The 12,425-nt window shown below is 68.2% G+C and carries 14 protein-coding genes and 1 tRNA gene; 10 read left to right on the forward strand and 5 right to left on the reverse strand.

What is annotated here, in order from left to right; translation table 11 throughout:
- Nucleotides 1–54: 54 nt before the first annotated feature.
- The 5 genes from ITJ61_RS07020 (at nt 55) to ITJ61_RS07040 (ending at nt 4,684) form a co-directional block, all read left to right on the forward strand.
- The gene (locus ITJ61_RS07020) at nt 55–324 is read left to right on the forward strand and encodes a hypothetical protein (protein WP_104241898.1); all 270 of its coding nucleotides are present in this window, start codon (nt 55–57) and stop codon (nt 322–324) included.
- A 95-nt stretch (nt 325–419) separates the two neighbouring features.
- On the forward strand, nt 420–2,009 hold the full coding sequence (locus tag ITJ61_RS07025; RefSeq protein WP_104299342.1) for a helicase-associated domain-containing protein: 1,590 nt from the start codon (nt 420–422) through the stop codon (nt 2,007–2,009).
- Nucleotides 2,010–2,069: 60 nt separating this feature from the next.
- Nucleotides 2,070–3,716, forward strand: a complete 1,647-nt coding sequence (locus ITJ61_RS07030; protein WP_104241902.1) for a DNA repair helicase XPB — start codon at nt 2,070–2,072, stop codon at nt 3,714–3,716.
- Nucleotides 3,717–3,777: 61 nt separating this feature from the next.
- Nucleotides 3,778–4,254, forward strand: coding sequence for a hypothetical protein (locus tag ITJ61_RS07035; RefSeq protein ID WP_194685865.1), 477 nt, complete (start codon nt 3,778–3,780; stop codon nt 4,252–4,254).
- Complete coding sequence (locus ITJ61_RS07040) at nt 4,241–4,684, forward strand: MerR family transcriptional regulator (protein ID WP_104241904.1); 444 nt, start codon at nt 4,241–4,243, stop codon at nt 4,682–4,684. Before ITJ61_RS07035 ends, ITJ61_RS07040 begins: the two co-directional genes overlap by 14 nt.
- On the opposite strand, the gene ITJ61_RS07045 is transcribed toward ITJ61_RS07040, so the two are convergent.
- Entirely contained in the window at nt 4,650–5,465 is an 816-nt protein-coding gene (locus ITJ61_RS07045; RefSeq protein WP_194685866.1) for a methyltransferase domain-containing protein, read from the reverse strand. The two genes, ITJ61_RS07040 and ITJ61_RS07045, sit on opposite strands and share 35 nt — an antisense overlap.
- Nucleotides 5,466–5,591: 126 nt before the next feature.
- On the opposite strand from ITJ61_RS07045, the gene ITJ61_RS07050 reads away from it, so the two are divergent.
- From ITJ61_RS07050 to ITJ61_RS07060, 3 genes are all read left to right on the forward strand, one after another.
- Complete coding sequence (locus ITJ61_RS07050; protein ID WP_068479813.1) at nt 5,592–6,290, forward strand: response regulator transcription factor; 699 nt, start codon at nt 5,592–5,594, stop codon at nt 6,288–6,290.
- A 38-nt stretch (nt 6,291–6,328) separates the two neighbouring features.
- Nucleotides 6,329–8,065, forward strand: coding sequence for a sensor histidine kinase (locus ITJ61_RS07055; protein WP_104307080.1), 1,737 nt, complete (start codon nt 6,329–6,331; stop codon nt 8,063–8,065).
- Between the two features lie 84 nt (nt 8,066–8,149).
- Entirely contained in the window at nt 8,150–8,440 is a 291-nt protein-coding gene (locus tag ITJ61_RS07060; RefSeq protein ID WP_104299345.1) for a WXG100 family type VII secretion target, read from the forward strand.
- Nucleotides 8,441–8,565: 125 nt separating this feature from the next.
- Here ITJ61_RS07060 and groL read toward each other — a convergent pair whose 3' ends face one another.
- The 4 genes from groL to ITJ61_RS07080 form a co-directional block, all read right to left on the reverse strand.
- Nucleotides 8,566–10,185, reverse strand: coding sequence for a chaperonin GroEL (gene groL, locus ITJ61_RS07065; protein WP_068479821.1), 1,620 nt, complete (start codon nt 10,183–10,185; stop codon nt 8,566–8,568).
- Nucleotides 10,186–10,398: 213 nt separating this feature from the next.
- The gene (locus tag ITJ61_RS07070) at nt 10,399–10,614 is read right to left on the reverse strand and encodes a cold-shock protein (RefSeq protein WP_068479823.1); all 216 of its coding nucleotides are present in this window, start codon (nt 10,612–10,614) and stop codon (nt 10,399–10,401) included.
- Nucleotides 10,615–10,847: 233 nt separating this feature from the next.
- Nucleotides 10,848–11,399, reverse strand: coding sequence for a LytR C-terminal domain-containing protein (locus ITJ61_RS07075; RefSeq protein ID WP_104307082.1), 552 nt, complete (start codon nt 11,397–11,399; stop codon nt 10,848–10,850).
- 4 nt (nt 11,400–11,403) lie between these two features.
- A complete protein-coding gene (locus ITJ61_RS07080; protein ID WP_104241914.1) occupies nt 11,404–11,697 on the reverse strand; it encodes a DUF3263 domain-containing protein in 294 nt (97 codons plus the stop codon).
- 105 nt (nt 11,698–11,802) lie between these two features.
- On the opposite strand from ITJ61_RS07080, the gene msrB reads away from it, so the two are divergent.
- Nucleotides 11,803–12,219 (forward strand): peptide-methionine (R)-S-oxide reductase MsrB, encoded by a 417-nt coding sequence (msrB, locus tag ITJ61_RS07085; RefSeq protein WP_194685867.1) that lies wholly within the window; start codon nt 11,803–11,805, stop codon nt 12,217–12,219.
- Between the two features lie 80 nt (nt 12,220–12,299).
- Nucleotides 12,300–12,375, forward strand: a tRNA-Thr gene (locus tag ITJ61_RS07090).
- The last annotated feature ends 50 nt before the right edge of the window (nt 12,376–12,425 follow it).

The raw sequence follows: 12,425 nt of genomic DNA on the forward strand, positions 1-12,425 counted from the left end.
TGCGGCTGATCCGAACCAGTCTACGGTGGCGCGCATGTCGATTAGTCTGGTTCGGTGACCTCTTCCAACGGCGCCCCCATCGCGAAGGGCGAACGCATCCTCGCTTTCATGTCCCTCGGCATCGCGGCGATCTCCTTCATCGCGCTGCTCGTCCTGCTCGCGACGCCACTCCTCGGCATCGAGGTCGACGCGAGCAACCCGATCTGGCCGACGCTGCTGTTCGTCACCTACATCGGCTTCCCCGTCGCTTTCCTTCTCATCCTGTCGCTCATCATCTGGCGCGTCGTCGCGAACCGACGCTCGCGGGGCAGGTCCGAGAGCTGATAGACGCCTCCCCGAGCGCGCTGCGGATCCTCCAACTCCTTCGCAGCCTGGATCGCACCGACCTCGCCAGCCTCGCCGCCTGGCGCAGGCTGTCGATGCGCGGCTCGAGCGGTGCAATGGACATCGCCGAGGCACTCGCAGAAGAGACCGCCCTGAACGAAGCCGTCGCGCGGCTCGGCTGGCGAGACGCCTCGCGACTCGCCTCAGGCGAACCGGAGGCGCTGCAGACGGCTCGACTGCGCGGCCTCGCTGTCGGAACGCCGGAGGCACCCGAGCTCCTCTCGACCACCGCGTCCGCATTGTCCGAGCTCCTCGCGGCATCACCCGACGCCGCCGAGTTCGATGCGTCGAACCTCGCGCCACTCCCCCAGGCCACCGAGCGCGCCCACAGTGCCGCACAGCTCGCGGCCGACGCGATCGCCTCCCTCGACCTCGCGCCGCGCGCCTACCGCGACGGACGAGGCGGACTCCAGCTGGGCGCGACGACGGTCCGTCGCATCGCAGCAGAGCTGCACACCGAACAGGCCGTACTGTCCCCCCTCTTCGAATGGATGCTGGACCTCGGCCTCTGCAGCCCGGTCTCCGACGCCATGCGCCCCACCTCGCTCGGGCGCGTGTTCCGCCTCAGCGCCCCGCTGTCGCGGTGGCGCCAGCTCGCCGACTGCTGGCTCGCAGAGCTCCGCGTCGCAGACAGGACCGGCCTGCTCGTCGACGCGAAGTCGCACGCGACGCCGCAGACAGAGCTCCTCGGCATCACCGTCGAGGGCCAGCTCAGCCAGCTCGGCGTCCTGCTCGCACAGGACGACCTCGACGGCGCGGCCGACCTCCTCGAAGCCTCCCTGCCGGACGAGGTTCCCGGCGTCTACCTGCAGCCGGATCTCTCGATCATCGCGCCTGGCCCGCTCGCCCCCGCCGACGAGCAGGAGCTGCAGTCCGTCGCATCCCTCGAGCGACGCGGCCTGGCCTCGAGCTACCGGCTCTCCGAGGCCTCGGTCACGCACGCGCTCGGCACCGGGCTCTCGATCGGCGAGATCAAGGCCACGCTCACTCGGCTTTCGCTCACCGGCATCCCCCAGCCCGTCGAGTACCTGCTCCGCGAGGCCTCGAACCGGCACGGCCGGGTGCGAGTTCGCGAGCACCCCGTCCGCCCCGGCACCATCGTGACGAGTCAGGACCCGGCACTCATGGATGCGCTGAGGGTCGACGCGGCCGTCGCGCCGCTCGGTCTCCGCCAGTCCGGAGAGGGCGCGCTCGTCTCCTCGGCATCCCGCGACACGGTCGTGCTCATGCTGCTCGACGCCCGCTACCCGGCAAGTGCCGAGAACGCCACGGGCCAGCTCGTGCCGCTCCGCCCCCGGGAGACCGCCCCGGCGCGAGAACGGCGTCCGAGCGAGGCCGCGCTGAGGTTCGCGGACGCCCTCCACGACGAGGCGACACGCCTGGACGCGGGAGACGATGCGCAGACGTGGGTGCAGCGTCAGCTCGAGGTGGCGCGACGAGCGAAGAGCGAGGTCACGGTGCGGGTCGACCTGGGAGGCGGCAAGGAGACCACCCTGCGCCTCGTGCCGATGAGCGTCGCGGCAGGCCGCCTCCGGGCGAGGGACCTCGCGGCCGACGTCGAGCGGACCCTCCCGATCCGCGCGATCCTCGAGGTGCAGCTCTCAGAGGTGCCCGAAGACCAGTAGCGCTGCGAGAAGTCGCCGACACCGCTGACGCGCAGGACCCGGCGGGTATGATTGACCGCTATGGCACTTGGACCGTTGATCGTACAGAGCGACAGAACTGTCCTGCTCGAAGTGGCGCATCCCGACGCCGAAGCCGCGCGCCACGCGTTGGCGGTCTTCGCCGAACTCGAGCGAGCGCCTGAGCACATCCACACGTATCGCATCACGCGGCTCGGTCTCTGGAATGCCCGCGCGGCCGGCCACGAGGCCGACGAGATGCTCGACGTCCTCGAGCGCTTCGCGAAGTTCCCCGTCCCAGCGTCCGTCTCGGGCGAGATCCGCGAGACCGTGGCCCGCTACGGGAAGCTCGTCATCTCCCGCGACGAGGAGGGCGAGCTGGTCGTCTCGAGCGACGACCCTGCAGTGCTCCTCCAGATCTCCAGGGCCAAGCACGTCGCACCGCTGCTCGAGGGACCGACCGGCGAGTCCGGATTCCGCGTGCAGGCCTGGGCCAGAGGTGAGCTCAAGCAGCAGCTCGTGAAGCTCGGTTGGCCCGCGGAGGACCTTGCGGGCTACACGCCTGGCACGCCGCACGCCATCGCGCTCGACGAGTCCGAATGGCAGCTGCGCGACTACCAGCGGTCGGCCGTCGACCACTTCTTCGAGGGCGGGTCCGGGGTCGTCGTGCTCCCCTGCGGCGCTGGCAAGACGCTCGTGGGCGCCGGTGCCATGGCGACCGCATCGACGAGCACGCTCATCCTCGTGACCAACACCGTCTCCGCGCGGCAGTGGCGCGACGAGCTGCTCCGCCGCACCACGCTCACGGAAGACGAGATCGGCGAGTACTCGGGCGAGGTCAAGGAGATCAAGCCCGTCACGATCGCGACCTACCAGATCCTCACCGCGCGCCGGAAGGGCGTCTACACGCACCTCTCGCTGCTCGACGCCCTCGACTGGGGCCTCATCGTCTACGACGAGGTGCACCTGCTGCCGGCCCCCGTCTTCAAGCTGACGGCTGAGCTGCAGGCGCGACGGCGGCTGGGCCTCACGGCGACCCTCGTGCGAGAAGATGGCCGCGAGGGCGACGTCTTCAGCCTCATCGGCCCCAAGCGCTTCGACGCTCCCTGGAAGGACATCGAAGCCCAGGGGTACATCTCGCCTGCCAAGTGCTACGAGGTCCGGGTGGACCTGCCGTACGAGACGCGCATGGAGTACGCGGCCGCGAGCGACGACGAGCGCTACCGCATCGCCGCGACGGCGCCCGCGAAGCACGAGCTCGTCAAGGCCCTCATCCGCAAGCATCGAGGCGAGAACATCCTCGTCATCGCCCAGTACCTCGATCAGATCGACAGCATCGCCGAGGAGCTCGGAGTGCCGAAGCTCACGGGCCAGACGCCCGTCGCGGAGCGCGAGGAGCTCTTCCAGGCCTTCAGGGAGGGGCGGGAGAAGGTGCTCGTCGTCTCGAAGGTCGCCAACTTCTCGGTCGATCTGCCGGATGCGTCCGTCGCCGTGCAGATCTCCGGCTCGTACGGTTCGCGGCAGGAAGAGGCGCAGCGCCTCGGCCGGCTGCTTCGCCCGAGCTCGAGCGGCGTGACCGCGTCGTTCTACACGCTCGTCTCGCGCGAGACCGTCGACCAGGACTTCGCGCAGAACCGGCAGCGCTTCCTCGCGGAGCAGGGGTACTCGTACGAGATCCTCGACGCCGACGCCATCCTCGAACCGGCCTAGCTCGACTCCGGCAATTCTCCGGCTTGACTCTGCACCACGGTGCAGGGTCCACGCTGGCGTCATGCCACACATGAAGCACAGCCGACTCGCCAAGGCGCACGGCCTGATCCGCCTGTCCGCCATCTATGACCTCGTCGTCACCCTCGGGTTCGCCTTCCTGCCGACCGCGTCCCTGATCTTCATCGGGCTGAAGGCCCTGCACGCCGAGCTCGGACTCAGCGGCGAACTCCCCGACGCGAGCTCTCCTTCGACCATGATGTTCGTGAACCTGATGGGCAGCGTCGTGACGGCGTGGGCGCTCTTCCGGATCTTCCGTCCGTCCCTCGCGGCGGGAGCTGCGGACACGCTCGCACGAGCGCTGTTCTCGCTCGCGATGATCACGGCGCTGACCCAAGGCGCGAGCCCGCTGATCGTGGTCATGCTGGCTCTCGAAGTCGCGTGGGGGGTCGCACAGGCGGCCGTGCTCGTCCGAGTGCGACGACCCCGGGCTCCGGCAGATGCGACCCAGGCCGTAGTCTCCTCAGATGCGCATCGCTGAGCTCGCCGAGCGGGCAGACGTCAAGGTCTCCACCGTCCGCTTCTACGAGCGGCGCGGGGTGCTCGACAGCCCGCCCCGCACGACGGGCGGCTACCGCGACTACGACGATCGGGCGCTCACTCGTCTGCGCTTCCTCCGTCGTGGCCAGGAGCTCGGGTTCACGCTGCGGGAGCTCACCGACTTCGTGGAGCTCTCGGCGGATGCGCGGGCGGGAGCTGCCCAGCCCGAGGCCGTGCAGCGGGCCGCGAACGACAAGCTCCTCGAGATCGACGACCGCATCCGCGACCTTGACCGGACGCGGGCCGCCATCCTCGGGCTCCTCGCCGCCCCGTGCCTCGATCCGACGGCCGAATGCCCGATCGTGGACGCGCTCGGCCGCGAAGCGCGACCGGAGGTCACACGCGGGCGAGGAGCTCCACGTGCGTCATGACGAACTCGGCGTCCTCGTCGTCCGCCCACTCCGACCAGGCATCGGCGATGCGCTGAAGGTCGCCTGACGACGCGATCCCCCGCGCCCTCGCGTCCTCGGCGAACCGCGACCTGGTGGCGCGCTCCGCCCACGTCGACCCCCACCAGGCGCGCTCCTCCGGTGTCGTGAAGATCCAAGCGCTCGCCGAGAGACGCACATCCTCCAGTCCCGCAGAGTGTGCCCATCGCCGCAGGACCCTGCCGGCGTTCGGCTCCCCGTCGTTCGAGCGCGCGACCTTGTCGTAGACGGCAAGCCAATGGTCGAGTTCCGGAAGCTGCGGCGACCACACGCACGTTCCGTAGTCGACATCTCGCACCGCGACCAGTCCCCCAGGCTTCGTCACTCGGCGCATCTCCCGCAGCGCCGCGACCGGGTAGGAGAGGTGCTGCAGCACCTGATGTGCGTGCACCACGTCGAACTCGCCGTCGGCGAAGTCGAGCGAGTAGACATCGGCGAGCAGGAACTCCGTCTGCGTGTCCCCGGCTTCGAGTGCGGCGGCACGCGACGCCTCGAGGGGCTCATCCACGACCTCGATGCCGACGACACGGCCGGCGGTGCCGACCCGCCGCGCGAGATCCAGGGTGATCGAGCCCGGCCCGCAGCCGACGTCGAGCACGTGCATGCCCTCTCGCAGCTCCGGGAGGAGGTAGCCGGCGGAGTTCTCGGCCGTACGCCGCCCATGCGAGCGGAGCACGCTCGCGTGGTGGCCATGGGTGTACCTCGGGGCTGCGGAGTCGTCCATGTCGGCACAGTAGCGCACCGCGCGCCCGGACCCGCGTGAGCACGACCCAGAAGATTAGCGCATCCGCACTGCCGCGACACCGCGCGCCGTCAGACTTCACTCAGACGGCGTCAAGATACTTAGTCCATGACTGATGGCCCCAAGATTCTCGTTGTTGACGACGAGCCAAACATCCGCGAACTCCTGTCGACCAGCCTGCGCTTCGCAGGGTTCATGGTGCGTGCCGTCGGCAACGGCGCCGCCGCGATCTCCGCTGTCATCGAGGAGGAGCCCGACCTCATCGTCCTGGACGTCATGCTCCCCGACATGAACGGCTTCGGCGTCACCAAGCGCCTGCGTGCGTCTGGCTACACGAGCCCCATCCTGTTCCTGACCGCCAAGGACGACACCGACGACAAGATCGAGGGCCTCAACGCGGGTGGCGACGACTACGTCACCAAGCCGTTCAGCCTCGACGAGATCGTCGCCCGCATCAAGGCCATCCTCCGCCGCACCATGCAGGCCGAGGAAGAGGCGGTCATCCGCACTGGCGAGCTCACGATGGACCAGGACACCCACGAGGTGTTCATCGGCGACGAGCCGATCGAGCTCTCCCCCACCGAGTTCAAGCTCTTGCGCTACCTCATGCTCAACCCGAACCGCGTGCTCTCGAAGGCGCAGATCCTCGACCACGTCTGGGAGTACGACTTCAACGGCGACGCCGGCATCGTCGAGTCCTACATCTCCTACCTGCGCCGCAAGCTCGACCAGTTCACCGAGGAGCCGCTCATCCAGACCAAGCGCGGTTTCGGCTACATGCTGAAGGTCTCCGGGGCCAAGGCATAGCAGAGGTGACCAAGCCTGACGACGAGGGGAAGTAGGCGGTGCCGTTCAAGGCATGGCGCTGGGATCGGCTCTCACTCCGCAACAAGCTGACGATCGTCAACATCACGCTGCTGACGTTCGGTATCGTCGTCGCCGGAATCGGCACGACGCTGCTGCTGCGGCCGACGCTCGTCTCGCAGACCGACTCACAGCTGAGCGTGTACGCGAGTGATCCCACCCAGTTCCTCGCCGCCGACCCCTCGTCGAGGCTCATCACCTACGACGCCATCCGCATCGCCCCGTCCACGATCTACGTGGCCGTCCTCGATGCTGACGGCCAGGTCGTCGTCGACAACTGGGGGCAGTGGCAGCGGCCGCAGGCGATCGCGCCCGAGGTGCCAGCAGACGCCGCGGTCCGCGGCAGCCAGAGCCTCTTCGACATGGAGGACCCGCTCGGGGCGACCTGGCGGACCATCACCGTGCCGGAGGGAGAGTACGCCGCCGATCAGGTGCGCGGCACGCTGCTCATCGCGGCCCCGCTGACGAGCGTCAACGCGACGATGGTGAACTTCCTGGCCATCTTCTTCGGCTTCGGGCTGACGGTCGTGATCTTCGGCGCGGCCCTCACGAGAGTCCTCGTCTCCGCGACGCTGCTCCCCCTGAGGCAGGTCGAGGCCACAGCCATGCAGTTCGCCTCTGGCGACTACTCCCAGCGCCTTCCCGCCGGCACCCCGAACACTGAGGTCGGGCGCCTCTCCCGGTCGCTCAACACCATGCTCGTCCGCATCGATCACGCCTTCGACGAGCGCACGCGCACCATCGCGCAGATGCGTCGTTTCGTCGGCGACGCGAGCCACGAGCTGCGCACGCCGCTCGTCACGGTCCGCGGATACGCCGAGCTCTACCGCATGGGTGCCCTCAACGACCCCGAGAAGGTCGGCCAGGCGATGGAGCGGATCGAGAAGGAGGCGCTCCGCATGGGGGGCCTCGTCGAGGACCTCCTGCAGCTCGCTCGACTCGACGAGACGCGCGAGCTCGTCAAGGACGTCATCGACCTCGAGCCGATTGCGGAGGACGCGGCGATGGATGCGCACGCGACCGCCAAGGATCGCGTCGTGCGGGCTCTCCCCGTGAACATCATCCAGGAGACCCGCGACGAGGCGGAGCCCCTCGGGTCCGAGACGACCGGCGAGCTGCCTGCTGCCGTCGAGGCGGACATCGTCCCGGCCGAAGAGTCCGCCAGCGCTCCGGAAGGTGCGGCCGCGAAGCGCGCGCTGTGGCGACGGCGTTCGCTGCCGCGCCCGGCGCTGCGAGGCTTCCCCATCAGGCGCAAGGGGGCCGAACCGAGTGGGATCGAGACCGCCGACTCCGACGAGGACCTCGGAGATGTGCCCGCCATGGTGCACGCGAACGAGGACAAGGTCCGGCAGGCCATCTCGAACCTGCTCGGCAACGCCATGCGGTACACGCCGGAGGGGTCGCCCCTCGAGGTGGGCGTGACGGTGGATCTGCAGAACCAGCTCGCCATCGTCGATATCATCGACCACGGTGAGGGCATCCCCCCGCAGATCAGGCAGAAGATCTTCGAGCGGTTCTGGCGCGCAGACACCTCCCGTGCACGTGAGACCGGCGGTTCCGGGCTCGGCCTCTCGATTGTCTCGGCGATCATGAAGGCGCACGATGGCGAGGTCGACGTGCTCGAGACCCCCGGCGGCGGGGCGACGTTCCGCCTCAAGTTTCCGCTGCTCATGTCCGCGCCTGTGGACAGCGCTCTCTCCACAGCCCCGAACAGCTGATCCCCGCTCCCCCGCAGCTGCTCCTAGCCTTCTCGCGAGGTGCCGCCGGAACCACCCGGTGGCCGAAGAAGGGGGAACACTCATATGGCCGTCTACATGGTCGACAGCGAGCAGCTGCAGCTCGCCGTCACGAACACGCAGTCGTCGATCGGGCGAGTGCAGGCAGAGGTCGCCGCGCTGCTCGGCAACCTGACCGCACTCGAGGGGTCGTGGAGCGGGGAGGCGGCGGCAGCCTTCCAGGGCCTGGTGCAGCAGTGGCGCTCGACCCAGGCTCAGGTGGAGTCGAGCATCTCCGCCATCAATAGCGCTCTGGGCAGCGCGAGCGCCAGCTACGGCACCGTGGAAGGCGATGTTCGGCGGCTCTTCAGCGTCTGACCGGCTCTGCACTCGCCGGCTTGGCCTGGCCGGCACCTCGACCCATCGCGTCGAGCCGCGAGGCGGGAACGACGAAGCGGGCGGCTCCGTGAGGAGCCGCCCGCCTGTTGTCGTGCGCGTGGTGCTTAGAAGTCCATTCCAGCGCCCGGGTCCATCGCCGGTGCGCCAGCCTTCTCGGGCTTGTCAGCGACGACGACCTCGGTCGTGAGGAAGAGACCAGCGATCGAAGCTGCGTTGAGCAGCGCGGAGCGCGTGACCTTCACCGGGTCGAGCACTCCAGCCTCGATGAGGTTGACGTACTCGCCGGTTGCGGCGTTGAGGCCCCAGCCGTCTTCGAGTCCGGCGACCTTCTCGGCCACGACGCCAGGCTCGAGGCCAGCGTTCGTCGCGATCTGCTTGAGCGGTGCGAGGATGCCGACCTTGACGATGTTGACGCCGGTCGCTTCGTCGCCCTTGAGCTCGAGCTTGTCGAGAACGCGTGCGCCAGCCTGGATGAGGGCGACGCCACCACCGGCGACGATGCCCTCTTCGACGGCAGCCTTCGCGTTGCGGACTGCGTCCTCGATGCGGTGCTTGCGCTCCTTGAGCTCGACCTCGGTCGCTGCTCCGGCCTTGATGACGGCGACGCCACCGGCGAGCTTCGCGAGGCGCTCCTGGAGCTTCTCGCGGTCGTAGTCGCTGTCGCTGTTCTCGATCTCGGCGCGGATCTGGGCGACGCGGCCGGCGATCTGCTCGGGCGAGCCAGCGCCCTCGACGATCGTCGTCTCGTCCTTCGTCACGACGACCTTGCGGGCCGTGCCGAGGAGGTCGAGCGTCGTGTTCTCGAGCTTGAGGCCGACTTCCTCGCTGATGACCTGTCCACCCGTGAGGATGGCGATGTCCTGCAGCTGGGCCTTGCGGCGGTCGCCGAAGCCGGGAGCCTTGACGGCAACCGACTTGAAGATGCCGCGGACCTTGTTGACGATGAGCGTCGCGAGAGCTTCGCCCTCGACGTCCTCGGCGATGATGAGGAGCTGCTTGCCGGCCTGGATGACCTTGTCGACAACAGGAAGGAGGTCCTTGATGTTGGAGATCTTGCCGTTGACGATCAGGATGTAGGCGTCTTCGAAGACGGCTTCCTGGCGCTCGGGGTCGGTGACGAAGTACTGCGAGAGGTAGCCCTTGTCGAAGCGCATGCCCTCGGTCAGCTCGAGCGTGGTGCCGAACGTGTTCGACTCCTCGACGGTGACGACGCCTTCCTTGCCGACCTTGTCGATCGCCTCGGCGATGATCTCGCCGATCTGCGCGTCAGCAGCCGAGATCGATGCGGTGGCAGCGATCTGCTCCTTGGTCTCGACCTCCTTGGCGGATGCGAGCAGCTCGGCGACGACGGCCTCGACGGCCTTCTCGATGCCGCGCTTGAGCGAGATCGGGTCTGCGCCTGCTGCGACGTTGCGGAGGCCCTCGCGGACGAGCGCCTGAGCGAGGACGGTAGCCGTCGTCGTGCCGTCACCGGCGACGTCGTCGGTCTTCTTCGCGACCTCCTTGACGAGCTCGGCACCGATCTTCTCGAACGGGTCGTCCAGCTCGATCTCCTTGGCGATGGACACGCCGTCGTTCGTGATCGTGGGCGCGCCCCACTTCTTCTCGAGCACGACATTGCGGCCGCGTGGGCCGAGCGTGACCTTCACCGCGTCGGCGAGCGTGTTCAGTCCACGCTCAAGCCCGCGACGGGCCTCTTCGTCAAAAGCAATGATCTTCGACATATGTGTACTGCGTCCTTTCCGGACGTGGTTCGTGAGGTTCGTGGTTGGCACTCGAACGAGGCGAGTGCAAGTCCATATTGGCACTCGACCCTGTCGAGTGCAAGCCGCCCCGACGCCTTCTCGCTGCGGGCGAACGAGGACGGGAGATCCCGCGCCCTGCACCGAAAACGGCGCCGACCCCCACAGAGGGTCGACGCCGCTTGTCGTCGGGGATCAGAGTGCGCGGACGGACTCCGCCTGGGGGCCCTTGTCGCCGGCCCCGATCTCGAATTCGACCTTCTGTCCCTCTTCGAGAACGCGGTAGCCCTGCATCTCGATGGCCTTGTAGTGCACGAACACATCCTGCGCAGCAGCGCCGTCGAGCGCATCCACAGTGATGAAGCCGTAGCCCTTGTCAGCGTTGAACCACTTCACGGTTCCGTTCGCCATGTTTGTCTCCATTGCTCAGTAGTACTCGCCAGCGCCAGCCGACGGAGCCCTGCATGCGTGCGAGGGGGACGAACGATGGTGCCCAGGACTCGAGCAAGATACTAGGTCGCGACCTGTTGAGCGTGGAAGCCGAAAACCGCGATCACGTCACCTGGCGACGTTTTGTCTCCAGATGTTCACATTCGTGGAACACAAGGCGCGCATTCCCCGGTGAACCCCCGGGGCTTTCGCCCCTATCCGGCGAGGTCGAGGCCGACGATGACGACGATCGTCCCAGCGGCAGCGACGTTCGGATCCAGCACCGCGGTGCCCCCGCCGAGCGACTGCACGAGCGCCAGGGCAGCAGCCTCCTGAGCGGGGTCGTTGTAGGAGACGGTGGTCGTCGCGTAGTCGGAGGTCGGTGCATCCGCCGTCTCCGTCACGTTCCAGCCGGCGTCAGCGAGCTCGGTGGTCGTTCCGCCGGCGACGCCAGCCAGCTCGGTGCCGTTGAGCACGCGGACGGCGACGTTCGGGTCGAGCTGCGGCACGACCTCGGCAGGCGCCTCCTCGACAGGGGCGGCCTCGGCCGGCGTCTCGCTGGTCTCGGGCTCGGCGGACGGGCTGAACGAGACGGCGCCGTTGATGATCTGCATGGCAACCGCCGCGACGGCGACGATGACGACGACGGCCAGCAGGCCCCAGAGCCACGAGGCGAGCTTGGCGAGACGGGTTCGGGGCGCGCGATGCGCGCCGCGCCTGTCGAGGCCGGGTGGGATGTCGTCGAAGCGATCCTTGGGGTAGTCCACGTTTTTACCGAATCCGTCCTGAGGTGGGAGAGGCGCTGGACATGCGCTGCTCGCGCCGCAGCTGGCGCTCATCCGCCCGCCGCTCGCGCGCACGCCGTAGGCGGCCGACGAGCATCGGCTGGTGAGCGAGCGCAGCTGGTGTCTCGATGAGCGTAGCGAGATTTCGGTAGTACTGCGTCGTCGACCAGCCGAAGCGATCCCTGATCGCTGCCGTCTTCGCTGCGTTCTGCCGCGGATTCAGGTCTTCGAAATCCAGCAGGGCGCGCTCGAGGTCGCTGAGCTCCACGTCCCGTTCCATGCAGGAAGTGTACGAGCACGGCTCACGGACTGGACTCACGCAACGCGCGTATGCTCGTTCCTCCCTGACCGCTCCCAGCGGTCTCGTCGATCTCCAGGAGGCACGGTGTCCTACGCCGTCAACAAGCCCGATTCCGAGTGGCGCGCTGAGCTCACGCCGCAGGAGTACCACGTGCTGCGCGAGGCAGGCACTGAGCGGGCCTACACGGGAGAGCTCCTCGAAGAGGGGCGCGCCGGACTGTACACCTGCCGCGCATGCGGCTCCGAGCTCTTCAAGGCCGGAACGAAGTTCGACTCCGGATGCGGGTGGCCGAGCTTCTACGAGTCGGTCCGCCCCGACGCAGTCCAGCTGCTCGAGGACCGCTCGCTCGGCATGGTGCGCACCGAGGTGCGCTGCGCGAACTGCGGGTCCCACCTCGGGCACGTGTTCCCCGACGGCTTCGGCACCCCGACGGGCGACCGCTACTGCATGAACTCGCTCTCGCTCTCCTTCACCCCGGACGACGAGACGCCCCCCGAGTAAGGAGCGCAGCACCCGAGTGGCCATGCGGTGCGCGCCTCGCGCACCGCATGGCTATGATGGTGCCGCTGCGATTGCAGCAGGCCGACTTAGCTCAGCTGGTAGAGCACCGCTCTTGTAAAGCGGATGTCGCGAGTTCGAACCTCGCAGTCGGCTCCAGAATCCTCACCGCCCCGCGCGAGTCCCTCGTTGCCTCCGTGTTCCGAAAG

Origin of the sequence: Pseudoclavibacter sp. VKM Ac-2888 (genome assembly GCF_015351285.1) — a bacterium.
GTDB lineage: Bacteria > Actinomycetota > Actinomycetes > Actinomycetales > Microbacteriaceae > Pseudoclavibacter.

Bases quoted from the DNA above. Each gene is read 5' to 3' on its own strand.
- ITJ61_RS07070 (WP_068479823.1), bottom strand. From the start codon at position 10,614: ATGGCGAACGGAACCGTGAAGTGGTTCAACGCTGACAAGGGCTACGGC.
- ITJ61_RS07025 (WP_104299342.1), top strand. From the start codon at position 420: ATGCGCGGCTCGAGCGGTGCAATGGACATCGCCGAGGCACTCGCAGAA.
- ITJ61_RS07035 (WP_194685865.1), top strand. From the start codon at position 3,778: ATGCCACACATGAAGCACAGCCGACTCGCCAAGGCGCACGGCCTGATC.
- ITJ61_RS07045 (WP_194685866.1), bottom strand. From the start codon at position 5,465: ATGGACGACTCCGCAGCCCCGAGGTACACCCATGGCCACCACGCGAGC.
- ITJ61_RS07040 (WP_104241904.1), top strand. From the start codon at position 4,241: ATGCGCATCGCTGAGCTCGCCGAGCGGGCAGACGTCAAGGTCTCCACC.
- ITJ61_RS07030 (WP_104241902.1), top strand. From the start codon at position 2,070: ATGGCACTTGGACCGTTGATCGTACAGAGCGACAGAACTGTCCTGCTC.
- ITJ61_RS07060 (WP_104299345.1), top strand. From the start codon at position 8,150: ATGGCCGTCTACATGGTCGACAGCGAGCAGCTGCAGCTCGCCGTCACG.
- ITJ61_RS07050 (WP_068479813.1), top strand. From the start codon at position 5,592: ATGACTGATGGCCCCAAGATTCTCGTTGTTGACGACGAGCCAAACATC.
- groL (WP_068479821.1), bottom strand. From the start codon at position 10,185: ATGTCGAAGATCATTGCTTTTGACGAAGAGGCCCGTCGCGGGCTTGAG.
- ITJ61_RS07080 (WP_104241914.1), bottom strand. From the start codon at position 11,697: ATGGAACGGGACGTGGAGCTCAGCGACCTCGAGCGCGCCCTGCTGGAT.